21 protein-coding genes, 1 tRNA gene and 1 other annotated feature are annotated in these 24453 nt (G+C 47.0%); of the genes, 6 read left to right on the plus strand and 16 right to left on the minus strand.

Translation table 11 applies throughout. The annotated features are described in order from the left end of the window. Nucleotides 1-17: 17 nt before the first annotated feature. Nucleotides 18-722 (minus strand): response regulator transcription factor, encoded by a 705-nt coding sequence (locus tag DVG79_RS11510; protein WP_233494593.1) that lies wholly within the window; start codon nt 720-722, stop codon nt 18-20. Next, nucleotides 722-2479: a sensor histidine kinase gene (locus DVG79_RS11515; protein WP_114596849.1), complete on the minus strand. Its 1758-nt coding sequence runs from the start codon at nt 2477-2479 to the stop codon at nt 722-724. Before DVG79_RS11515 ends, DVG79_RS11510 begins: the two co-directional genes overlap by 1 nt. A gap of 208 nt (nt 2480-2687) precedes the next feature. Between DVG79_RS11515 and DVG79_RS11520 the strand changes: the two genes are divergently transcribed. Further along, complete coding sequence (locus DVG79_RS11520) at nt 2688-3980, plus strand: NCS2 family permease (RefSeq protein ID WP_114596850.1); 1293 nt, start codon at nt 2688-2690, stop codon at nt 3978-3980. Between the two features lie 50 nt (nt 3981-4030). Here DVG79_RS11520 and DVG79_RS11525 read toward each other — a convergent pair whose 3' ends face one another. Continuing rightward, nucleotides 4031-5317, minus strand: coding sequence for an ABC transporter substrate-binding protein (locus DVG79_RS11525; protein ID WP_114596851.1), 1287 nt, complete (start codon nt 5315-5317; stop codon nt 4031-4033). Nucleotides 5318-5505: 188 nt separating this feature from the next. Between DVG79_RS11525 and DVG79_RS11530 the strand changes: the two genes are divergently transcribed. Continuing rightward, entirely contained in the window at nt 5506-6984 is a 1479-nt protein-coding gene (locus DVG79_RS11530; protein ID WP_114596852.1) for a potassium/proton antiporter, read from the plus strand. A gap of 31 nt (nt 6985-7015) precedes the next feature. Here DVG79_RS11530 and DVG79_RS11535 read toward each other — a convergent pair whose 3' ends face one another. The 5 genes from DVG79_RS11535 to DVG79_RS11555 form a co-directional block, all read right to left on the minus strand. Continuing rightward, the gene (locus DVG79_RS11535) at nt 7016-7609 is read right to left on the minus strand and encodes a DedA family protein (protein WP_114596853.1); all 594 of its coding nucleotides are present in this window, start codon (nt 7607-7609) and stop codon (nt 7016-7018) included. Between the two features lie 17 nt (nt 7610-7626). Then, nucleotides 7627-7848 (minus strand): hypothetical protein, encoded by a 222-nt coding sequence (locus DVG79_RS11540; protein WP_014969583.1) that lies wholly within the window; start codon nt 7846-7848, stop codon nt 7627-7629. 172 nt (nt 7849-8020) lie between these two features. Continuing rightward, on the minus strand, nt 8021-8995 hold the full coding sequence (gene asnA / locus DVG79_RS11545) for an aspartate--ammonia ligase (protein ID WP_114596854.1): 975 nt from the start codon (nt 8993-8995) through the stop codon (nt 8021-8023). A gap of 67 nt (nt 8996-9062) precedes the next feature. Next, nucleotides 9063-9322 (minus strand) — a binding site (T-box leader). A 142-nt stretch (nt 9323-9464) separates the two neighbouring features. Then, complete coding sequence (locus DVG79_RS11550) at nt 9465-10352, minus strand: carbohydrate ABC transporter permease (RefSeq protein ID WP_114596855.1); 888 nt, start codon at nt 10350-10352, stop codon at nt 9465-9467. Then, nucleotides 10349-11239: a carbohydrate ABC transporter permease gene (locus DVG79_RS11555; RefSeq protein WP_026829190.1), complete on the minus strand. Its 891-nt coding sequence runs from the start codon at nt 11237-11239 to the stop codon at nt 10349-10351. The genes DVG79_RS11550 and DVG79_RS11555 overlap by 4 nt, the downstream gene beginning before the upstream one ends. A 167-nt stretch (nt 11240-11406) precedes the next feature. Between DVG79_RS11555 and DVG79_RS11560 the strand changes: the two genes are divergently transcribed. Continuing rightward, nucleotides 11407-13086 carry a formate--tetrahydrofolate ligase gene (locus tag DVG79_RS11560; protein WP_114596856.1) on the plus strand — a complete coding sequence of 560 codons (1680 nt, stop codon included), beginning with the start codon at nt 11407-11409 and terminating at the stop codon, nt 13084-13086. 10 nt (nt 13087-13096) lie between these two features. Further along, nucleotides 13097-14068: an alpha/beta fold hydrolase gene (locus DVG79_RS11565; RefSeq protein WP_114596857.1), complete on the plus strand. Its 972-nt coding sequence runs from the start codon at nt 13097-13099 to the stop codon at nt 14066-14068. 46 nt (nt 14069-14114) lie between these two features. Here DVG79_RS11565 and DVG79_RS11570 read toward each other — a convergent pair whose 3' ends face one another. After that, on the minus strand, nt 14115-14534 hold the full coding sequence (locus DVG79_RS11570; protein ID WP_012369482.1) for a hypothetical protein: 420 nt from the start codon (nt 14532-14534) through the stop codon (nt 14115-14117). After that, the gene (locus DVG79_RS11575; RefSeq protein WP_233494594.1) at nt 14531-15076 is read right to left on the minus strand and encodes an imm11 family protein; all 546 of its coding nucleotides are present in this window, start codon (nt 15074-15076) and stop codon (nt 14531-14533) included. The genes DVG79_RS11570 and DVG79_RS11575 overlap by 4 nt, the downstream gene beginning before the upstream one ends. A gap of 172 nt (nt 15077-15248) precedes the next feature. Between DVG79_RS11575 and DVG79_RS11580 the strand changes: the two genes are divergently transcribed. Next, a tRNA-Gly gene (locus DVG79_RS11580) sits at nt 15249-15322 on the plus strand. Nucleotides 15323-15493: 171 nt separating this feature from the next. Continuing rightward, nucleotides 15494-16303, plus strand: coding sequence for an MBL fold metallo-hydrolase (locus tag DVG79_RS11585; protein WP_114596858.1), 810 nt, complete (start codon nt 15494-15496; stop codon nt 16301-16303). A gap of 54 nt (nt 16304-16357) precedes the next feature. Here the strand turns inward: DVG79_RS11585 and argF are convergent, their stop codons facing one another. From argF to argJ, 6 genes are read right to left on the minus strand one after another with little or no spacing between them, the layout of a single operon-like run. Continuing rightward, a complete protein-coding gene (gene argF / locus DVG79_RS11590; protein WP_199505863.1) occupies nt 16358-17296 on the minus strand; it encodes an ornithine carbamoyltransferase in 939 nt (312 codons plus the stop codon). Further along, nucleotides 17293-20325 (minus strand): carbamoyl-phosphate synthase (glutamine-hydrolyzing) large subunit, encoded by a 3033-nt coding sequence (gene carB, locus DVG79_RS11595; protein WP_114596860.1) that lies wholly within the window; start codon nt 20323-20325, stop codon nt 17293-17295. The genes argF and carB overlap by 4 nt, the downstream gene beginning before the upstream one ends. Further along, a complete protein-coding gene (locus tag DVG79_RS11600) occupies nt 20312-21367 on the minus strand; it encodes a carbamoyl phosphate synthase small subunit (protein ID WP_114596861.1) in 1056 nt (351 codons plus the stop codon). Before DVG79_RS11600 ends, carB begins: the two co-directional genes overlap by 14 nt. Then, on the minus strand, nt 21364-22506 hold the full coding sequence (locus DVG79_RS11605; RefSeq protein ID WP_114596862.1) for an acetylornithine transaminase: 1143 nt from the start codon (nt 22504-22506) through the stop codon (nt 21364-21366). Before DVG79_RS11605 ends, DVG79_RS11600 begins: the two co-directional genes overlap by 4 nt. After that, complete coding sequence (gene argB / locus DVG79_RS11610; protein ID WP_114596863.1) at nt 22472-23245, minus strand: acetylglutamate kinase; 774 nt, start codon at nt 23243-23245, stop codon at nt 22472-22474. The genes DVG79_RS11605 and argB overlap by 35 nt, the downstream gene beginning before the upstream one ends. Continuing rightward, the gene (gene argJ, locus DVG79_RS11615; RefSeq protein WP_369835079.1) at nt 23242-24453 is read right to left on the minus strand and encodes a bifunctional glutamate N-acetyltransferase/amino-acid acetyltransferase ArgJ; all 1212 of its coding nucleotides are present in this window, start codon (nt 24451-24453) and stop codon (nt 23242-23244) included. Before argJ ends, argB begins: the two co-directional genes overlap by 4 nt.

The following is a 24453-nucleotide window of genomic DNA, read 5'->3' on the forward strand; positions in this document are numbered from 1 at the left end:
CCTCCTCTAAATAGTGACTAAACCGACAACAACTCCCGGAACTCATTTGGAGTCATTCCAAACTGCTTTTTAAAGACTTTCCGAAAATATTTATCATCATGGTATCCGACTTCAAGCGCGATCTCGTAGATTCGAGCATCCGTCTCACCCAACAATTCCTTCGCCCGATTTAAACGGATCGTTTGAATATAATCCGATAGATTGACCGAAAAACGTTGTTTGAATCGTCTTGAAATGTATTCCCGGCTTAAGTAAAAGCGTTCACTCATGAGTTGAAGCGTTAGTTCTTCCGCATAATGTGTCGCAATGTACTTCGCAATCTGATCAATCGCTTCTCCTTGTTCCGGAACAGGACCTATCAACTCCATCGCACGGGCGACAGCATCGTTTAAAATATCAGGATCGATTGGTTTGAGTAAGTAATCAAACGATTGATGCAAAATCGCACGACGCATATACGTATAATCATCATACCCTGTCAATACAATCGTGACGACCTTTGGATGATGATTTTTTGTCCATTCAAGTAAACTTAATCCGTCGAGTCCCGGCATTTCGACATCTGTTAACATTAAATCGATTTTTTCCTGTTCCAAAAAACGTTTGGCGGCGAGGCCGTCATCCGCTTCAAAGATGTTGTCCACCTGCCATGTATCCCACTCTCCGAGCAATTTAACGGCATCACGCACATGTTTTTCATCGTCTACGATCAATACATTCATCATAGTTCCTCCTGTTCAACGGGAATTCGAATGACGATTCTAAAACCACCTTCAGTTGGAGACTGCAGGATCATACTGGCTTCCTCTCCATAAAAGATTAATAGACGTTCGTAGATATTGTGTAAACCGATACCGGATGTTTGACGGTCTTCCGGCCGGCGGTGCATCCGCATCGTTTGATCAATACTTTTCAGTTCCGTCGATTCCATGACTGCCCCGCTATTTTCAACTTGGATGATCAGTTGATCCCCGTCACTTCTGACTTTATAGGCGAGATAGTTTTCGGTTGCATCTACCTGTTGATTAAACGCATGCTTAAAATAATTTTCAGCAAAGGGTTGTAAAATCATCTTCGGGACTTCAATCGAATTCATGTGCCACGGCACATCGACGATATAGCGGAAACGATCGGGAAAACGTTGCTGTTGAAGACGCATGTAGGATTGGAGATGATCCACTTCCTGCTTCAACGTTACAATCGTCTGTTCATTGTTCATGGAATAACGCATCATCTGTGAAAGACCCGTAATCGAACGATACGCGATTTTCCGGTCGCCCTGTAACGTCGTCGTCCCGATGGATTGTAAGGCATTAAACAAAAAATGCGGGTTCAACTGGGATTGTAAGGCCCGCAATTCATTTGTCCGATTTTCAAGCGCCAAACGGTATTCCCGTTTGATCAGCCGGTCGATTCGTTGAATCATCCGCTGGAACTGCCGATTCAGCAACCCAATCTCATCATTGGTCGTCGCAATGAATTGCGCTGATAAATCGCCTTGTTCGACACGCCATACGTTTGCCGTCAGCTGTTTAATCGGTTTTGTGATTTCAAGCGCCACGAGACTTGCTGCAATAATCATCAAGACTAACGAGCCAATCCCGATCAAAATTAAAATCAGGGCTGTTTCATTAGCCCCTTTGACGACAGAGGCGTACGGCGTCGTCTTAACAAGTGTGATAGGAACACCTTGTGTTATCGTTTTGGCATACACGATGAAGGAGTCCCCGACCCGCATGCTGCCACTTTTGCCTGTAAATCGGTCATTCGTGACCGGAAGCTCTTTTCCCGTTTTGGCAATCAATTGATTTCCATTCAACAGCCACAGCGATTCACCGGGGAAGTTTTCAAACAGCTTTAATTGCTGCTCAAAGACACTTGTCGGAATGTCGACAGAAAGAAATCCAAGCGGTTCATCTGTTTCTACACGATTGATCCGGTAACGGAAGCTGACAATCTGTTTGTCATCCAAAATCATCGTATGTGTATTATAGGCAGTAATCTGATGCGCCGGATCAATCAACCAGCCGTTTTTTTGTTTCATCAAACGAAAGTAGTCGGTCTCCTGCAACCAATCAAATTTCCCCCGGCTGGATGTCTTCATGTTATAAACCGAGTACTCCGAGTTTCCTTTTAAGATGACGAAGTGAAGCTGCTCAATATCTTGTCTGGATAAAAAGAGTCCGAGAAGCGCCCGTGAAATCACACCTTCCGATTCACTGAGCTCAGCATCTGCCCCGACATTCATAATATTGAGCAAGGAGCGATTCGCATACAAACTTGTCGGTAATCGTCTTACATCTTCCATATAATGACTGATTTGGTTGCTTCCTCTTTTCAAGGCGCTCAAGCTTGAACGTTCCGCCTGCTCCACATTTTGATTCCGTACATAGAGATAAGAAGCTGATGTAGCAAGCGTCGTCGGAATCAGAATCGCTAAGACGACAAGTCGGATCAAACGTGTTCGGATGCTCTTCATCGCCGTCTCCTCCATCCTTTTTCTTCTAATAAGTAGTATAGCATAGCTGTATCCGCTTACATGTATGTCTTTTATTTGTTTGTTGCTATCACGATTCCCTTCAAATTGGATTTCTAAAAAAACAACACTTGATTCCGAATGAATATTGATATAACATCGTTAATGTTCGTTTTTAACAAACTTTTAAGATTAAGGTGGTCTTTGGTTCATGTTTAAACTATCCGCACACGATACAACGGTCAAACGTGAAATTCAAGCTGGTTTTATCACGTTCATCACGATGGCCTATATTCTATTCGTCAACCCGACTATTTTATCGGAAGCAGGGATTCCACAAGATCAAGCGTTCTCGGCGACGATCATCGCTACGCTGATCGGAACGTTATTAATGGGCTTCTATGCTAACTTACCGATTGCCGTAGCACCGGGAATGGGATTAAATGCTTATTTTACGTATACCTTGGTCATTGGTGAAAAAATACCTTATCAAACAGCTTTATCGGTCGTCTTCGTTGCCGGCATTATTTTTCTTTTGTTATCCCTGTCCCCTTTGCGTACTAAATTGATTGAAGTCATTCCGACCACACTCAAATTGGCCATCACTGGAGGAATCGGTTTGTTCATTGCTTCCCTCGGTTTAAAAATGTCCGGAATCCTGGTCGCAGACCCTGCAACCTTGATTACAATCGGCTCCTTAACGTCACCGGAAGCTCTGATTACGCTGGTCGGATTGCTCGTAGCCGCCATTCTGACGGTGAAACGTGTTCCGGGTGGGCTTTTATACGCGATGATTTTATCCGGACTGCTCGCTTTTTTGACCGGTGAGTTAACGTTCTCGAAAACCTTGATTGCTTTGCCGACTTTACCGGAAGGCATTCTTGTCGCGAATCCGCTCACTGCCGTTCAAGACGTCATTCAATACGGACTGTTCAGTGGTGTGCTTTCGTTTGTGCTCGTCACGATGTTTGATACGACCGGAACGATGGTCGCAGTTGGGGAACAGGCTGGACTGATTGAAGAGGATGGTTCCCTGAAAAACAGTGAACGTGCCTTGTTATCCGATTCAACGGCAATGATTGCCGGAGCTATGTTTGGAACAAGCCCAACCACGGCCTATGTCGAATCGGCTTCCGGTGTCGCAGCCGGCGGACGAACCGGGTTGACATCCGTCACAGTCGGAATCTTGTTTGCGCTGTCAGCAGTTTTCGGCCCAATCGTTCAATCGATTTCGAGCGTTCCGGCCATTACGGCTCCAGCACTACTCCTTGTTGGTGCTCTGATGTTACAAAACATCAAACAGATTCAGTGGGAAGATTTCAGCGAAGCCTTTACCGCGTTCATGGTGATCATCATCATGCCGCTATCCGGCAGTATCGCAACAGGGATCGCCTTCGGATTCATCATCTATCCGATTATGAAAGCTGTCCAAAAGCAACGCGTTCACTTCTTGATTTATCTGTTCGCTGTTCTTTTCTTTATCCAATTGTTTTTCCTTCATTAATAAAAAAACGTGTTGTTTCCAATTTTTCTTGGAAACAACACGTTTTTTCATTATTTCTTCATTTTTTCCCAGGTCTTCGTAAAGTCTTGTAACATCTCTTCTGATGTTTTTTGTTTCCCTACGTATGCCTGCATGATGGCACCAAATTCGTTGACGGCGCCGTCCGGATATTTGAACCAGTTCCATGAGATAGTTTTATCTTCTTTAGAGTACTTGATGATATCGTCAGCAAGTGGTCCAAGATCGGCTGCTTCGATTGATTTGAAAGCCGGAATGAACTTGAACTTGTTGACCATGTAATCTTTTCCTGTGTCAGATGTCGCCATCCACTCGAGGAACTTTTTACCTTCCTCTTTATTTTTCGAATTTTTGTTGACGACCCAGTTATTCGGAACACCGACCGGAAGGCGGTCCATTTTTTCTTTATCATCATTGATCGGCATCGGGATGAAGCCCATCTCGATGTCAGGATTAACATCCGTGATCAATTGTTGTGCCCAGTTTCCTTGTTGGATCATTGCTGTTTTCCCTTCAGCAAACTGAGAAACTTGTGTATTATAATCCGTCGTCAACGGATTTTTGTTTCCGTATTCGATCGTCAAATCAAACAAGTTCATGAACTCTTTAAATTGTTTATTGTCTTCGAACTTTCCTTTACCAGAGTTCAAATCGGCAATGAACTGATCCGGATCATCCTGTTGGGCCATCGGGATATTCATCAAATGATTTCCAAGAATCCACCACTCTCCGTATCCGATCGAGAATGGTGTAACCCCGTCCGCTTTCAGTTTCTTGGACGCCTCTGTTAATTCCGTTAAAGTTTTTGGCAACTCTGTAATACCGGCTTTCTTGAAGATTTCTTTGTTGTAAATGAAACCGTAACCTTCCAAGTTCATCGGCATACCATACAGTTTTCCGTCAATTGTCATCGGTTCTTTTGATAGGTCTGTCAAATCACTGACCCATTTTTCATCCGAAAGATCTTCCAATTTGTCTTGCCATGTTTTCGCTTCTGTAAATCCACCGTTATTAAAGACATCCGGTTCATTTCCTGAAGCAAACTGCGATTTCAAGGCTGCACCATAATCCGATCCGCCACCAACCGTTTGAACGACAACTTTTACGCCTGTTTCTTTTTCATAGGCCTTTGCCATCTTTTCCATGTCTTTTGCGATTTCAGCTTTAAATTGGAATACGTTGAGGGTCTTCCCGTCCTTAGAAGAGCCACTGTCCTTTGAGTCATCACTATTGAGTGTTCCACCGCCACCACATGCTGCAAGTGCTACGACCATTGCGGTCGTCATAACTGGTAGTGCTGCCCATTTACGTTTACGCATTCGGATACCTCCCTGATTTTCGAGTTGATAATCGTGCTACACTTTTACAATAAATGAAAACGCTTGCAATAAAAACGGATAATTTTGTCCGGTGCGGTGGAAAATATTGAACAATCGTTATCCGACAAAAAAAGTCGGGATTAGTGTATGATAAAAGTAGATACTACTTCACGAAGGAGTTTGATGCAATGTCCCTACAGTTCACGATTTTATTGATTGGTTTATTGTTATTCACCGCAGTCTGGACGACGAAATTATCCAGTCGCCTGAATATTCCTGCGCTCTTGATTTTCATCGCCCTTGGTATGATTGCCGGCAGTGACATCACCGGTTTCATTCGGTTCGATGATGCCGAACTGGCACAGTTGCTCGGTACGGTCGCGCTGATCATCATCTTATTTGAGGGTGGTCTTCAAACGGCTTGGAAAGAAGTGAAGACGGAACTCTCGCCTTCTCTGTCTCTTGCCACGTTTGGTGTCTTCATCGCGACGACAATCGTTGCCGTCGCGTCCCACTACATTCTCGGGTTCAGTTGGGCCAATGCCTTCTTATTAGGAGCCATCGTCGGGTCGACGGACGCTGCCGCGATTTTTTCAGTTCTCAGCGGACAATCCGTCCGGCGAAAGGTCGGTTCAACATTAGAACTCGAATCCGGGACAAATGATCCGATGGCTGTTTTTTTGACGGTCTTCTTCCTGGAATTCGTGACGAACCCTAAAGAGGCCTCACTCGTTTCCGGCTTAACGTCGTTAGTCTGGGAAATGGTAATTGGTCTACTGCTCGGTCTGTTCATCGGTTGGATTGCTTCGACGCTACTTAACCGGATCGATCTCAGTTCCTCGAGCTTCTATCCGATTCTCTTGATGTCATTTGCCTTTCTTTCGTTCGGTATTGCCGACACGATTCACGCCAGCGGTTTCCTCGCTGTTTACGTGACAGCGATTTATATCAGCAACCATGAGTTGGTCTATCGTCAGACGCTCGTCCGTTTCACAATGAGCATGGCGCACTTGGCGCAAATCGGAATGTTCATCGTTCTCGGGTTACTCGTATTTCCGAAACAGTTGCTTGATCCACAGGTGATCTTATCATCGATTGCCCTCGCTTTGATTTTAATCTTTATCGCCCGTCCGGTTTCCGTCTGGCTCAGTTTGCTTCCCTTTAACTATTCCTGGCAGGAAAAAGTATTTGTCTCGTTTGCCGGTTTAAAAGGAGCTGTTCCAATCATTCTCGCAACTTATCCGCTCGTTGCTGGAATCGATAATGCCGGCATGATCTTCAACATCGTCTTTTTCACTGTTTTGTTATCAACGTTAATCCAAGGGAGTATGTTGACCTTCTTGGCGGACCGGCTTCATTTAAACGAAACCGGTTCATCCACGATTCAAACGGTCATTGAGTTCATGTCGATTGGTAAACCGAATGCTGAAATCATCGAATTGACGATACCGAACTCTCATCCGTTTGTCGGGAAAGCCATCTCGGACATCGATCTGCCGCAGGAATTTTTAATTACGGCCATCATCCGTAACGATCAAATCGTGACACCACGCGGCGATACAATTTTTGAAGGCCGGGATCAATTGCTTCTATTAACACCAAAACACCGGATTAAAACACTCAAACGTTTTTTATTCCCGCAAAAAGAGCTGACAAAAAAGAGCTGACGTCGCTGTCAGCTCTTTTTTGTCAGCTCTTTTAACGCTTTGATTTAACACGGCGATACACAATGTATCCGATGATTCCGACGACGATAATACCAAGAATCCACCATAACTCCTGCTCGAGTCCTTTCAACATCGACTCTGCCCGTTCTACCCCAAACTTTTCTCCTAACCACACGTAAAAGAAAGATACCGGGAACAAACCGATGCTTGAGGCCAATACATATCGTTTGAAAGACAAATTAAACAAACCACACGGAATGGAAACAACAGAACGAACGACCGGGAAGAAGCGGCCAAACAAGGCTGACCAGGAACCATATTTCGATACGATTCGTTCACCTTGAACGATTTCCCGTTCCTTAATCATTAGCCATTTTCCGTAACGAACCAAAATCGGACGTCCGGCGTAACGACCGAGAAAATAAAATAATGTCGCACCCATCAGACTGCCGAGAAAACCGATCAAGACGGCTGCCGTCCAACTAATCGTTCCGTTTGATACATAAAGACCGAGTACCGGCAATCCGACTTCAGCCGGGATTAATTCCGTCCCGAGTCCAAGAATCATAATTCCTAAAAACAGCCAGAGATTCGACTCTCCGGCTGAGAACAACCATTCTAACATCCAACCACTCCTCTAAATCAGCCTCGTGCAGGACGAAGAAGATAATAAATGATGACGACGAGCGTCGTCCAGACTCCTGTAAAGATCCCGATGATTCCGACGATAAAGAAGCCAAGTGCCATCATTGATCCCGTGCGTTTGTAATCACGCCACATCGTCCGTAATCCTTTGATGTTAAACCAAAGAAACACGACGAAAAGTAGGGCAAACACTAATCCTGTAATGAGTATCGCTGACATGTCTTCACCTCTCTCTTATTAGTTCATATGCCCATTATAACGTGTTTTCACACGTCTTTCATCCGTCTGAGGTCGGATGAACTTGTTTTAGTCCATAAAAATACATCCTACTGTCCATAAGTCATGGCCAGTAGGATGTATTAAATCAGATCTATTAGTACATCACTCGTTCTTACAGCAGGTGCACACCTTGTTCACGGTACGACGCGCGTGTTTCTTCCGACCAGACCGATGCTTGAACTTCACCGATATGACGTTTCTTCAAGAGGAACATCGCCATCCGGGATTGTCCGATACCTCCGCCGATTGTCAGCGGCAGTTTCTCTGCCAATACACCTTGGTGGAACGGGAAATCAAGTTTCGTGTGTTCGCCTGTCGTTTCGATCTGCGCCAGCAATGTTTCGCGGTCGACCCGGATACCCATCGACGACAGTTCGAATGCTCCGATTTCCGGATGGTGAACTAAAATATCACCGTTGAGCGTCCAGTCATCATAATCAGCTGCTCGACCGTCATGTTTTTCTCCGGATGCCAATGCGCCACCAATCTGCATCAAGAAGACAGCACCATACTCTTTCGTCACTTCCGTCTCTCGCTCTTTTGTCGAAAGTGTAGGGTATGCATCTTCAAGTTCTTGTGTCGTCATGAAATGGATCGTCTCCGGTAAAATCGCTTCAATCGCGAGTTTCTCTTCGACTTCACGTTCCACTTGGCGAATCGACTCGTAAATCGCACGAACCGTCGTTTGCAAGTAGTCAATCGTCCGATCTTCTTTTGTAATGACACGTTCCCAGTCCCACTGGTCGACGTGAATCGAATGGGTTTCGTCCAGTACTTCATCACGACGGATGGCATGCATCAGCGTGTACAAGCCTTCTCCTTTTGAGAATCCGTATGTGTGGAGTGCCTGGCGTTTCCACTTCGCAAGAGATTGAACGATCTCGAGTTCTGCCTGATGGTCAATTGCATCAAAGCGGATGACACGTTCGATTCCGTTCAGGTGATCGTTGACTCCAAGTGTGCTTTCGACGAATAACGGCGCTTCGACGCGTGTTAATCCGAGTTGTGCCGAGAATTGCTCCTCAAAGCGTTTTTTTACAAGTGTGATGGCTTCCTGTGTCTGTTTCATAGATACGAGTGTTGTCATGGTATTCTTCCTCCTCAATTGTGTGTTTGAAAAAGAAGCCATAAAAAAGAGCCCTTCTCTCCCAAGAATATGGGACGAAAGACTCGGTTCCGCGGTACCACCCATGTTAACAGCTCAGCTGTTCACTCAAAAGACTGATGATCAATTATCATCTCAATCTTCGGCCATATGATAACGGACAGGCAACTCCGGCTACGCCTACTGACTTCAGTGTTCGGGTAGCGACTCCGGGATGTTCTTCGCAACTTGTTTCCGACTGGGCTCTCACCGCCCCCAGCTCGCTAATCCGGTTTTACAAGATGTTACTCTTCCCTTCAACGTCGTTGTTACAATTGAATTGAGAACATCGTACACCATCCGGCAAGCATTTGAAAAGCCCTTTTTTCAAAAAAAAATAAAATAATCTGACTAATCAGACTGGTTGCGTCATATAAAAACGTTCCCGCCGAAGCGAGAACGCGCTTACAATTCATTTGATTGAACCACTCGTAATTCCTTGAATAATTTGTTTTTGCATCGCAAAGAAGAAGAGTAACAACGGAATAATTCCGAGGATCAGTCCCGGCAGTGCCAAATCCCACTGCTTCGTATACTGACCGAAGAAATAAAACGTCGCGAGCGGAATCGTCCGTAGTTCGACGTCACGTAACATCAGGGACGGCAACAAGAAGTCATTCCAAATCCACAGTGTGTTTAAGATAACGATCGTCACCGTAATCGGTTTGAGCAACGGGAAGACGATCCGCCAAAAGACCCCCCACTGCGAACAACCATCAATGATGGCTGCCTCTTCAATCTCTTCCGGAATCGATTTCATGAATCCGTGATACAAGAAAATCGACAAACCGGAACCAAAGCCGAGATACATCAAAATCAGACCCCAATAACTGTTTTGTAGACCGAGATCACCCGACAGCTTCGATAACGGAATCATAATCGATTGGAACGGAATGATCATCGCGGCGACAAACAAGAAAAAGATAATCGTCGATAAGCGGCTTTTCGTTCGAACGAGTTTCCAAGCGGCCATCGAACAAAAAATGACAATGATCGCATTCGCACCAACGGTAATGATGACAGAATTCAGAAACACTTTTCCGAAGTTCATCGCTTCCCAGGCATCGGTATAGTTCGAGGTGATCCATTCTTTCGGAAGTCCCGATGTATTCGTAAAGATATCTCCCTGCGTTTTAAACGAGTTCGAAACGACATAATAAAATGGAATCATATACAGTAAACCCATTAACAACGCGGCAATTTCGACAGTTCCGAGACGCACGGAATAACGGCCACGTTTTTTCGGTGCCGGTTGTTCCGGCTTCAGTTCCGGTTTCGGTAAAGGTTGCGCGGTACTCATGCTTCCACCTCCCGTTTTTTCGTCAAGTAGACTTGGGTGACGGTAATCGCAGCAACGACAACAAAGAAGATGATTGCTTTGGCAGAACCAAGACCCAAGTTATTGTTTGTAAACGATTCTTTATAGATGTTCAGCGCAAGCATTTCTGTCGATTTGAACGGACCACCATTTGTCAGTGATAAGTTCGTATCGAATAATTTAAAGGACCAGGAAATCGTCAGGAACAGACAAATCGTGACGGATGGCATAATCAGCGGAATCGTAATATTCCGCAACGTGGATAATCGATTGGCTCCATCAATTTTTGCTGCTTCAATCAGTTCCTGCGGGACATTTTGCAGGGCAGCGATATAGATGACCATGATATATCCCCCGCCTTGCCAGATCGAGACGATGACAATGCCCCAAAAACCGGTTCGGGCGTCACCGAGCCAAGGAAGTTCGAATAAACTCCAACCTGTCAATTCGCCAATCGAGGCAAATCCTTTAACGTAAATAAACTGCCAGACGAATCCAAGAATCAATCCACCAATTAAGTTCGGCATGAAGAAAATCGTCCGTAAGAAGTTTCGTGTCCGAATATTTTGTGTGAGTAAAAACGCTAAGATAAACCCAACTAAGTTCGTTAAAATCACGGCCACGACGGTATATTTTGTCGTCAGCCAAAAGGACTGCTGAAACTGTTCGTCCACTGTAAAGAGGCGGACATAGTTATCAAATCCAATCCAATTTAATTCACCGGTAATTCCGTTCCAATCCGTGAATGAATACATGACACCATTAAAAAAAGGTACGAGAACAATCACTGCGAACACCAAAAAGACGGGTCCGACAAACATCCAAAATTCAAGTCCGCGCTTTACTTTTTTCTTATTGCTTACTGCCATTGCTCATCCCTCCTCTATCCCTAGACTACGCAACTTTCCATAAAATGAAAACGCAACCATTTGACACGTTGGGTGGAATATATTGAACGATTATTTGGCGTGTCAGTTTCAGATACGCTACTATTAAGGAAATATAGAGAAATTCATCTTGAGAGGAAGATTACGCCATGGAAAAAACGATTCGTTCTGATTTAGAAATTGCCCAACAAACCATTCTGCGCCCCATCTCCGAAATTGCTGAACATATCGGCTTATCCGATGCGGATTATGATACGTACGGAAAATATAAAGCGAAGTTGACGGACGGATTAGTTAAACGATTGGCGACGAAGACAGATGGAAAACTGATTCTCGTCACGGCAATCAATCCGACGGCTGCCGGCGAAGGGAAATCGACAGTGACGGTCGGACTTGGTCAAGCATTGCATCGCCTCAATCATAAGACGATGATCTGTTTACGCGAACCATCGCTTGGACCAACGATGGGGCTGAAAGGCGGAGCGTGCGGTGGTGGTTACAGCCAAGTTTTGCCGATGGAAGAGATTAATCTTCATTTTACGGGTGATATGCACGCCATCACGTCAGCTCACAATACAATCAGTGCTCTGCTCGATAATCATCTTCATCAAGGGAATGACTTAGGAATTGATCCGCGTCGGGTCACGTGGAAACGTGTCCTCGATCTCAATGACCGGGCCTTGCGACAAATTACGATTGGACTCGGTGGACCGGCCCATGGCGTTCCGCGTCAAGATGGGTTTGATATCACGGTCGCTTCGGAAATCATGGCCGTTCTCTGCCTCGCCGATTCCATCACCGATTTAGAAGAACGGATCAGCCGGATTGTCGTCGCCTATTCGTACGATCAACAACCGGTTACAGTTCAGGATATCGAAGCTGCCGGTGCTGCGACATTACTCTTAAAAGAAGCCTTCCGCCCAAATCTTGTCCAGACGGTCGAAGGCACACCGGCTCTAATCCATGGTGGTCCGTTCGCAAATATTGCCCACGGTTGTAACTCGCTGATTGCGACACGTACTGCCTTGAAGCTGAGTGATTATGTCGTCACGGAAGCCGGATTCGGAGCAGATCTCGGAGCTGAAAAATTCTTTAACATTAAATCCAGGATCGGCAATCTGCATCCGGATGCGGTTGTCGTCGTTGCGACTGTCCGTGCGTTGAAAATGCATGGCGGGGTTGCAAAGGATCAATTGGCGGAAGAAAATTTATCCGCTTTGGTCGAAGGACTGGCTTTACTCGAGAAGCACGTTGAAACAATGGATTTGTTCGGCGTGCCGGCCGTTGTCGCCTTGAATCGTTTCGCAAGCGATACCGATACGGAACGCGAGACGGTGCTCGAATGGTGCCGCGAACGCAAGATCCGCGTCGCTGAAAGCGAAGTCTTCAGCCAAGGGGGCGCCGGTGGAGAAGCACTGGCGGAGCAGGTCTTTGAGGCTTTGGAGGAAGAGAGTCAGTTTACTCCGCTTTATCCGGCCGAACTGCCGCTGACACAAAAAATCGAACGGATTGCCAAACGAGTGTATGGTGCAGCAGATGTGCATTTCGAAGAAAAGGCATTACGTGAGCTTGAGCGTTGCACCGAACAAGGACTCGGCCATCTGCCGATCTGTATGGCAAAAACACCTTTCTCATTGACGGATGATCCAAGCAAGTACGGACGGGTCGAAGGATTTACGATTACTGTCCGTGAAATCAAACCATCCGTCGGTGCGGGGTTCATCGTCGCCTTGACCGGGAATGTATTAACGATGCCGGGTTTACCAAAAACACCAGCTGCCAATAAGATGGGAATTTCTGAAGACGGAACAATTTACGGACTTTCTTAATCAGGGAAGGATGATAGATGTGACAATCGACCATACACACTGGATTGCATCAGACGGCTACACGACAACGATGCATCTGTTAGAAGCTAATGCTCCGAAAGGGGTCGTCATTGTTTTTCACGGAATGATGGAGCACGGTGCGCGCTACCAAGAGTTTGCCGAGTTCCTTTATGCCCACCACTACCATACGATCATTCCGGATGTACGTTGTTTTGGCGCACGTGCACAACAACTGGATTCTCTTGGGCATTTGGAGCCAAATCATGGTTTTGCGCAATTGATGCAGGATGCTGAAGAACTGGTTTACGATATCAAAGAGCGTTATCCCGATTTACCGATTTTCGTGTTTGGTCACAGTTTCGGTTCACTCATTTCAAGACGCCTTGGCCAAACACTCGGTCACGAGTTGGCAGGAGTCATTGCAAGCGGTCCTCCGACGGACAATGGTTTACTCGGCACCGTCAGTCAAAAAATTGTCGGACGACTGATCGAACAAACTTCTTCTCACCATCCGGCAGAAGGACTCAGTAAGCTCATTTTCGGACGGTATAACTTACGTTTCTTCCCGGCACTCTCTTCGAATGCCTGGTTATCCTCCGATCCTCAATCGGTCTTACGTTATGATGAAGATCCGCTATCGGGGCAAACCGTCACACTCGGCTTTTTTAACGAATTACTGTCGGCAACCAAATCCGTCAACTCATTGGCTTATCTGTATCAACATCCGCGTCATTTACCGTTACTGCTGATAGCCGGGGAAGATGACCCGGTCGCCTTCGACGGCAAAGGAATCCATGCCCTGTTTGATGCCTATAACCGGGTTCGTGTCGAAGGGGTGCAACTCACGGTCTACCGTGGATTGCGGCATGAATTATTCCACGAGTTTGAGCGAATCCGTGTTTTTGCGGATATCGCAGGTTGGCTGAACAAGCAGATCGGCTCACATCCGCTTTCTTCACTGCGGAAACAAGGACATCAATAATGAACAAAAGCGAGGTGCGCTCAATTGAGGGCACCTCGCTTTTGTATTAGTGAATCCAGTTCAATGATAAGATCATCGCTTCAATTTCTTCCAATTCCAGTGACTCGCGATCTGCAGAATACGTTAATAGAACAAGTCGTTCCCCGTCTGAATATGCATAAATCCGGATGAAGACCTCTTCTTCTTTCCCGTCTACAGCAAGAAGTGCTTCTTTGGAAGAATTCCGACGTGCTTCAAGTGGTCCAGTCAGTTCAATACCAAACTCTTCCACCAATAAGTTGATTTCCTGTTCTGCCGCTTCAAAAGGTGTCAGTTCTTCTGTATCCGACTCGTAGATGGATAACTGTAACGTCCCCATCGCATTTTCTTCCGTCGAATAAAAACTAACAAATGTTTCTTCTTCTTGATATTCAAACGTTTTTGGATATTGCAGTGTAATCCAATTATCGACCGTGTACTGTTTCATATAATTTCCTCCATTCGATTTATCTCGTCAAAATGTATGCCTGTCACGGCTAGTTGCTGGAAACACCGTGCTAGCGTATCCGAGAGGAAAATACGTTCCGTACGTTCATCCCGCAAGATGTGGTGGGGACCAAGCGATGTACTGACGATTCGCTCCGTCATGAAGTAGACTTGTTTTTTCCGAAGAGTGCGGAAAATCTCCGTCTTATGTAGATGTTCCACCCGTCTTACCGCTAGAATATTGATGAGATAGTAATTGATGAGTCCCGTTCGTGTCTTCAGCTGGACACGGAGACATTGGACGGAAAACGGTGTCAGCCGCTCCAATATCTGTTTCATCCGTTCAGATACTAATGGGATCTTCAATTCGTTCGGAAGCACGTCCGGTAGCATATCTGCATCCTGTTCGATTGAAAAGGCAAGTAAGCTTGCGTTAAGAAACCACTCTCCTGTCGTGAAGCGATAACGATCGATTTGATGGTGACATGTCGCCATCCATCCTTTTCCCATCAGCTGTTCGCTCCAAACTCGAACTTTGTTCACCAGTCATTCGCTCCTCTTTCCATCTTCAGCCACTCACTCTCGTTACAGGAAGCTTATGTAAACGATTTAGCTCTTATTATTGTACACATAAAATCGAAAGAATTACCTTTTTTCATAAAAGTTATGGAAATAAACGCTTTGCTATGCTACTATATTTCATGTAGTCACTTTTGCGGGTGTAGTTTAGTGGTAAAACCTCAGCCTTCCAAGCTGATGATGAGAGTTCGATTCTCTTCACCCGCTCCAATTTATGACATAACATAGGTCAACGACACATAGGTCAACGACTTTTATGCCCTCGAGGGCGGACGGCTTGCAATTTGCAAGCCGTCTTTTTGTTGTCTCCAGGATACATTCGGTCATCTTTCGGGTATAGTTCCGTATAAAACGTTACCACACGAAAAGAGGAGGACTGTCATGATTCAAATGAAGATGCCCGGTGTCACGGTCTACCAGAGTACATTAATGAAAACGACCTCGACCTTGATTGAGACATCCGACTGTCTGATCGTCGTTGATCCGGGCTGGTTACCGGATGAAATCGCAACAATCCGCCGCGATGTGGAAATCATCCGACACGATCGTCCTCTTTATATTGTGTACACACATGCCCATTTCGATCATATATTAGGTGCCTATGCCTTCAAAGATGCGATCGCGATTGCGTCTCGCCGCTTCGTGGACGTAGACCGGACGGCAGCACTGGAAGAGGTCCAAAATTTTAATGACGAATACTATATCGAGTCCCCTGTCCTTTTTCCGAATATTACACACGTCATCGAGGAATCCGAAACGACGTTGACGATCGGTAAAACAAAACTGATATTTTTCCTGACTCCCGGTCATGAATCCACCCATTTATCGTTCGTAGTGATGCCGCTCCATATTCTCGTCTGTGGGGACTATGCCTCCGACGTCGAAATTCCTTTGATTGAACACGATTCGGGTGAATATTTAACGACGCTTGAATTACTTGAGTCGTTCATTTATGAGTATGAAGTAAAGCTGCTTATTCCGGGACATGGTCATATTTGTGACGTTCGCACAGAGATGATTGAACGGCTTCATTTGAGTTATGACTACATCTTAGCCTTACGTGCACACAAGGAGTCCGACTGGTCGCCCTCGTGGCAACAAACGTCCTTCATGGGGCGGTTGCACGAAAAAAATAAACGGCAGATTACAAAAGAACAAGCCGAGCAGCTCGCCCGGCGTCAATACGATTAAAACAAAAAGACAGACTGTTCGTTCCAGATAAGGAACACAGCCTGTCTTTTTGTTTCAGTTCATTACTCCGATTAATTCAATCATTAAGGCCTTTTGCGCGTGAAGCCGGTTTTCCGCCTGGTCAAATACAAGTGAGTGACTGCCGTCAATGACTTCTGCCGTCACTTCTTCCCCGCGGTGCGCCGGAAGACAGTGCAGGAAAATCACATCGTCAGCGGCGGACCTCAACAATGTTTGATCGACTTGATATCCCTGGAATGCTTTCAGACGATCTGCCGACTCTTCTTCTTGTCCCATACTGGCAAATACATCACTGTAGATGACATCTGCATCCGTAACCGCCTGAACAGGATCCGTATATTGTTCAATCCGGCCGCCTGACTTTTGTGCCAGTACTTTCGCTTGATCGATAATCGTTTGATCCGGTGCGTAAGCGGCTGGACTGCAAATTCGAACTGTCATTCCACTTAACGCCCCTCCTAAAAGCAGCGAGTGGGCCATGTTATTTCCATCCCCGACATAAGCGAGTATCTTGCCTTGACGTTGACCAAAATGTTCTTCGACCGTCAGTAAATCAGCCAACACCTGACACGGATGATGAAGGTCCGTCAATCCGTTGATAATTGGAATTGTCCCGTGTGCCGCTAACGTCTCGACTGTTTCATGGGCAAAGGTCCGAATCATCAAGGCGTCGACATAACGGCTCATGACTTGAATCGTATCGCTGAGGGACTCTCCGCGACCAATCTGCATATCCGATCCGTTTAAGACAACCGGATATCCTCCCAATTCGACGACACCGACTTCAAAAGAAATCCGTGTCCGCGTCGATGCTTTTTCAAACAGCAACGCGACTTTTTTTCCGGCAAGTGTTTGGGCATAAGTTGCTGGAGAAGTTTTAACGTCTTTCGCCAGTTCCAACAGATCGGTCAGTCCTTCTGCTGTCAGTTCTTCCAGTGTCAGTAAATGTTTTAATCGTTGTGTCGTCGTCATTGGATTCGCTCCTTTTGTGTCGTCCATTCGGATAACCGTTTCACGGTACACATCGGTATCGTTTGGACGGATTCGAAGTATTGGGCAAGATGTTCTTCAGTAATGACAATCGCTCCTTGAGCAAGTGCTTTTTCCCGTTGTTCCCGTTCTGATTCTGATTTCGAGAAGAACACAAGACACGTATCAAATTCGGTATCCAGCTCTAGTTCCGCTCCGTCCGACCACGTGTGGGTTTCCGCTCCACAGATACGACGTGTGCGTTTCGACATCGCGGCTTTCGTCGTCTGATCGAAGACGAACCGTTCTTTGGCAAGTCCCGCTTCGGTCCATTGCAATGTTTCCCCGGTCGAACGCATGACAGGACCTGTCATCGGATCAACCCCACGCAACTTCAATGTCGAGAACACCGGCGTCTTGACGGCATGAAACGGTAACGTCAACCGGGTTGCCGGCAAGGCTTCAACTTTCATCCCGATGGCGGCTTGAACCGCCCACTCGAGCAACGGTTGTCCCGTCACCTTTGAGACAATCGGCAATGTACGCGAAGCCCGCGGATTAATCTCGAGTACATAGACGGTTTGATCTTTTACGACGAACTGGATGTTGAAGGCACCTTGGTAATCCAGATGTTGACCAATCGTTTGCGCAATCCGTTCGATTTCATCCTGTAAGCTTGCCGGAGCTGAAACCGGGGGTAAAATCATCGTTGAATCACCCGAATGAACACCGGCGGCTTCGATTTGTTCCATGATGACCGGTACGTAGGTTGTCGTCTTGTCTGAAATACAATCGACTTCGAACTCGTGTCCTTCGATGTAGGCATCCACCAAAATCGGAAACGCGATTTCCGGCAATAGTTTTTCTAAATCGGTTGCTGTCGTTAAGCGGTGCATTCCTTTTCCGCCAATGACGTACGATGGACGGATCATCAGCGGATAACCAAGTTTTTGTACGATGGCCGCCAATTCTTCCACGTTCGACACTTCCTGGCCCGGTATGCGGTCAATCTGTAACCGGTCCAAAAACTGATAAAAACGATCACGGTCTTCCATCTCGTCAATCGTATCGGCCGTCGTTCCTAACAACTGGTAACCCAGCTGTTCGAGTTCCGCAGCCAGCGTAATGGCGGTCTGTCCGCCAAACTGGACAAGCACCTGCTGGCATTGTTCTGCTTCCAGGACATGGACAACATCTTCAATCGTCAACGGTTCAACGTAAAGACGGTCCGCGACCTCAAAGTCGGTTGAGACGGTTTCCGGATTGTTGTTGATCATAATGGTTTCATAACCTGCTTGCTGCAAGGCACGGACGGCATGGACCGAGCAGTAGTCAAACTCGATTCCCTGTCCAATCCGAATCGGTCCGGCGCCGAGAACGGCAACTTTTTTCCGACTGGACGGCGTGACTTCCGTTCGGCCGGACCAACTGCCGTAAAAGTACGGCGTCATACTTGAAAATTCCGCTCCACAAGTGTCAATCATTTGAAAACTTGGTTGAATTAAAAAAGTATTCCGTTGCTGTTGCACGACTTCAAGTGGAACGTCGGTCATCTGTGCGATCTGCTGGTCGGTAAATCCGAAGCGTTTTGCCTGTTGAAGCGACGCTTTGGATTCCAGATCCAACGTTTCCTGCATCAAAATCAATGTCTCGAGCGTCGTGAGGAACAGAGACTGAATCTGTGTTTTTTCAGCCAGTTCTTCGTGCGTCGCCGCTTTTCGATCGAGCAATGCCAACATGGCCAATAACCGGCGATCCGTGATTTGATTAACTTCCTGCCACAAGACCTCCGTATCGGCCTGCTTCATCCAGCCCGGATACAACGGGGCTTGCTCGATTCCGGCACCGCGCCATGCTTTTTGTAAGGCTTCCTCGAGTGTCTTACCCATCGCCATACTCTCTCCGGTCGCCTTCATCTGTGTACCGAGTGTGCGGTCACTTACAGGGAAAAGATCAAATGGGAAACAAGGAACTTTAGCTGTGACATAATCCAGGACCGGTTCGAAACTGGCCATCGTTTCTTTTGTCACCGGGTTGATGCAATCATCGAGACGCTCACCGAGTGCAAGACGGGTCGCTAATTTCGCAATCGGATAACCCGTTGCTTTTGAAGCTAAAGCCGAAGAACGGCTGACCCGGGGGTTGACCTCAATGACATAGTAGGTCTGTTCTGTCGGATGGATTGCAAATTGGATATTGCAGCCACCGACGACACCGAGCGCAGAGACGATTTCCCGCGAGGCCGTCCGTAAGATTTGATTCATTTTGTCAGATATTGATTGGATCGGTGCGAAGACGACTGAATCTCCCGTGTGCACGCCGACCGGGTCGATATTTTCCATATTGCAGACGATGATTGTCGTATCAAAGGCATCCCGCATCACCTCGTACTCGACTTCTTTATAACCGGCAATGCTGGCTTCGACGAGACATTGTGAAATCGGACTGGCCTGAAGTCCATTCGCCGCAAGTTTACGGGCTTCTTCTTTTGTTTGAGCAATCCCGCCCCCGGTTCCCCCGAGCGTAAACGCCGGACGGACAACAAGCGGGACGCCCGCTTTTTCCATGAACCCTTCCAGTTCCTCTAACGTCTCGATCGTCTGACTAATCGGGAGCGGTTGATCCAGTTCCAGCATCCGCTGTTTAAACCGTTCACGGTCTTCCCCGTCCCGGATCGTTTCAAGGGATGTCCCGAGCAGTTTGACTTGATACTGATCAAGTACTCCTGCTTCTTCGAGCGAGAGTGCCAGATTCAAGGCGGTTTGTCCGCCGACTGTTGCTAGTAAATGGGTCGGGCGTTCACGTTTGATAATGGCAGTCGCTTTTTCAAGCGTCATTGCTTCGATATAGATATGGTCCGCTGTTGAGGGATCCGTCATGATCGTAGCCGGATTCGAATTCATCAACATGACCTCGCATCCCGCTTCCCGAAGTGTCTGACATGCCTGTGTACCCGAGTAATCAAATTCCGCTGCTTGACCAATCACGATTGGACCTGATCCGATGACCAGGACTTTTTTAGGTTCCTGCATATGCTACCTCCTGCTTTAAGATGCTCGCTACGAATTGATCGAATATCACCATCGCCTCCAGTGGACCGGGATGAGCTTCCGGGTGAAACTGAACGGTCAAAATAGGATGCGTCGGATGAAACAGTCCTTCAATCGAGCCGTCATTGATATGTTCATATGCGACGTTCAGTTCAGATTTTTGCACGCTGTCAGCTTGAACGACATAACCATGATTTTGTGATGTCATGAAGACACGTCCGGTTTTCAACTGACGGACGGGATGATTTGCCCCGCGGTGACCGTGGTGTTGCTTTTCGATTCGACATCCGAAGGCTTTGGCAATCAGTTGATGCCCCATACAGATGCCGAGCGTCGGATAGGCAAGCGCCAGTTCCTTGATTTCAGGAATCAAATGATCGAGCTGACTCGGATTTCCCGGTCCATTTGAGAAAAGCAGACCATCGGGCTTCAATGCGTCGATGACTGACTTCGGTGTATCAAAAGGAACGACCGTCACTTTCATCCGACGTACCTGTAACGCCTCAATCATCGATTTTTTAACCCCGTAGTCGAGACAGACGATATGTCCGGCTTCCTGACTGGTTTGGTAAGTTTCCGGCTGTTTCGTCGAGACGGCCGCAATCAAGTTCGATTGTTTTTGAACAAGTGAGACGTCGTTTGTGATCGTACCGATTTGATCACCATGATTGCGCAAATGATGGACCAGTGCCCGCGTATCGACTTGAGTCAAAACCGGTACATCCGATGCTGCCAACCAATCAGCCAGGTCCGATCGTAATCCGTTGTTCGCCAATGTCTGAACAATTACGCCCGATACTTGAATCTGGCGACTTTCTGAATCCTGCTCTGAAATACCGTATTGTCCGATGAGGGGATACGTAAAAACAATGATTTGTCCCCGGTAGGAAGGATCGGTTAACACTTCTTGATAACCGGTCATTCCCGTGAAAAATACGACTTCTCCTTGAACGGACGAAGTGCCCATGAACTCACCGGGATATACTTGCCCATCCGCTAATTTTAATGCCCCTAACCCTTTCACATCATGACCTCCTGTTGACATACTGACTTGATTTTTTCGACAGCCGTATCGAGTTCCTGTTCCGTAACGAACAAAGATGGTAACAATCGAATGACATTGGGTCCCGCACTGACGACGAGCATTCCGGATTGTTGCAACGCCGAGATCAGCGGTGAGACCGGTTCATGAAATTCAACCCCAATCATCAGTCCGCGTCCGCGGATATCCCGAACCATCGTTTTCGGTAATTGAGCGAGTTGTTGCATCAAATAAAGTCCTTTTAGTCGAACTTGTTTCATTTGCTGATCGTTTAACAATAAATCCAGTGTCGCTTCTGCCGCCGCCATTGCCAATGGATTCCCTCCGAATGTCGATCCGTGGGTACCCGGTGTGAAAATGGCTGTCGCTTCCGGTGTCGTGATGATGGCTCCGACCGGGAATCCACTTCCGAGTCCTTTTGCAACGGTAATGATGTCCGGCTTTAACGGCGTCTGTTCAAAGGCAAAACGCGATCCGGTGCGTCCGATACCTGTCTGTACTTCATCGATGACTACCTTCACATCAAACTTTCGCGCTTGTTCCATCAATTTTGCTAACCAGGCATCCTCCGCTACGATTACCCCGCCTTCTCCTTGGATGACTTCGAGCCAGACGGCAGCAGTTTGGTCCGTAATCATTTCAAGACTGTCGAAATCGTTAAAAGTCAGATGCTTAAAATCCGGAACCATCTCTCCGAACCCGGCTTTAATCTTGTCTTGGCCCGTCGCTCCCATCATGGCGAAGGTTCTTCCGTGGAAAGACTGACTGAACGTCAGGATTTCTTTTTTCTGCGTCCATTTCCGAATCAGCTTAAATGCCCCTTCATTCGCTTCTGTCCCACTGTTGCAAAAAAAGACATGGCTCAAATGACTGTTTTCGGTCAACATCGCCGCGACTCGTTCCTGTTTACTGCTGATGAATAAATTAGACGTATGCCATAATTTTTGCAGTTGTTCCTGTAATGCCTGTTCCACATGAGGATGACGATGACCGGTGTTACAGACAGCAATTCCCATCATGAAATCCAGGTAGCTTTTGCCTGTCTTGTCTTGCACGAACGATCCGTTCCCTTCGACTAATTCAATGTCATGACGTAAATACGTCGGTAGTAAAGCGCTCATTGGTTTCCTCCTTGATCCGTGTCCCTTGGCTCGTCACGTCGTGTCCGGAACGAATCTTGACCTGATGTATCCCTTGTCGGACCGCTTCGATGACGGCTTCGACTTTCGGAATCATTCCACCGTTGATTTCCGCCGATCCGATTCCTGCCTCCAGTTCTGCAACCGTCACCTCTGTCTGAAACGTTCCATTCAGCCTGACACCAGATACGTCTGTCAATAATTCGAATTCATCGACAGCGAGCCCTTTCGCTACAGCAATCGCACATGTGTCCCCATTACAATTCAACGTTCCTTCCGTCCCTGTAATCAGGGAGGTGACGACAGGGATGAATCCCGATGCCATCAATGTCGTAAATAATTTCGGATTAATCTGCGTCACTTCTCCGACTGCTCCGAACGCCGGTTGCTGTTTTCCGCGAATACTGGCTCCGTCAATTCCCGTCAGGCCGATTGCCGGCAGCCCGTTTTCATTCAGGGCATAGACGATTTTTGATTGCACTTCTCCTCCGAGCACCCGTTCCGCTCCCAGCAAAACCTGCTCTGTCGTCACCCGGATCCCGTTGTTGAATTCCGCTTTAATATTCATGTCCCGGCAATAGGCCGATAAAGCTGGTCCGCCGCCATGCAGGATAATCAATTCATTTTTCTTAGCAAGCCACTGATTCCATTCTTCGTAATAACGCGGATCCAATTGTTCGAAGACACTTCCACCCAGTTTGATTAATTTACGTTTCGTCATGTCCGGTAACTCGCATTGATTTTGATATAGTCATACGTCAAGTCACAACCAAAAGCATGACTGCTGGCGGGTCCTTGATTTAAATTCACTTCGATTTCAACCACCTCTTGCGCCAGTTCACGGGAAGCTAACGATTCGTCGAATAAAATCGGCATGCTGTGACGCAGCACCCACTGAGAACCGATCCGGATATCAATTTGCCCGACATCAATCGGTTCATCGATACTGCCGACAGCTGCGATGATGCGGCCCCAGTTCGCATCTTCACCAAAAATTGCTGTTTTCACGAGTGAAGATCCTACGATCTGTTTGGCAATTTTCCGGGCAGTCCATTCATTCGCCGTACCATGGACATTGACTTCAATCAGCTTCGTCGCCCCTTCTCCATCACGCGCAATTTGTTTCGCTAAGTCCTGGCATACTTCTTCAACCGCTTGTTGGAACTGTCCCATTTCGTCTGTTCCCGGTTGAAGCGGCTGTGTTTGTGCAGCCCCGCTTGCAAGAATCATCACCATGTCATTCGTCGAGCTGTCACCATCGACGGTGATGCAGTTGAAGGTCCGGTTAACTGCAGATTTCAAGATGTCCTGTAATAACGGCGAAGCAATCGAGGCGTCAGTTGTTAAAAAACCAAGCATCGTCGCCATATTCGGATGAATCATTCCTGAACCTTTGGCAACTCCGCAGACAGAAACCAACTCGCCCCCTAACCAGATTTGACGTCCGGCTGTCTTCGTACCTGTATCAGTCGTTAAAATAGCCAGTGCAAAATCGTCGGCTTCTCCTTCATCCGGTTGCAACTGTTCGATTCCTTGAAGTAACGTATCGATTTCGAGCGGCTGTCCGATGATGCCGGTCGAAGCAATGACAACGTGTTCCTGTGCCAATTGAAACTGATCGGCAACGGCCTGTTGCGAAGCATAAGCATGTTCGAGACCGAGCTGACCTGTACAGGCATTGGCATTTCCGCTGTTGACCAAGACAGCATGGACCTTTCCGCCTGATGTTGCCATCGCCTGTTTCGTCACCGTAATCGGGGCAGCCTGGACCTGATTCGTCGTATAGACCGCTGCAGCATCGGCACCTGCTTCACATATTAAAAGGGCTAAATCTTTCCGTTTACGTCTGAGTCCGACATGGATTCCTGTCGCTTTAAATCCTTTTGGTGTCGTCACGGTCAATGGTGATGCCAGTTGTATATTTAACAT

Source organism: Exiguobacterium sp. RIT594, assembly GCF_003339585.1.
Taxonomy (GTDB): Bacteria; Bacillota; Bacilli; order Exiguobacteriales; family Exiguobacteriaceae; genus Exiguobacterium_A.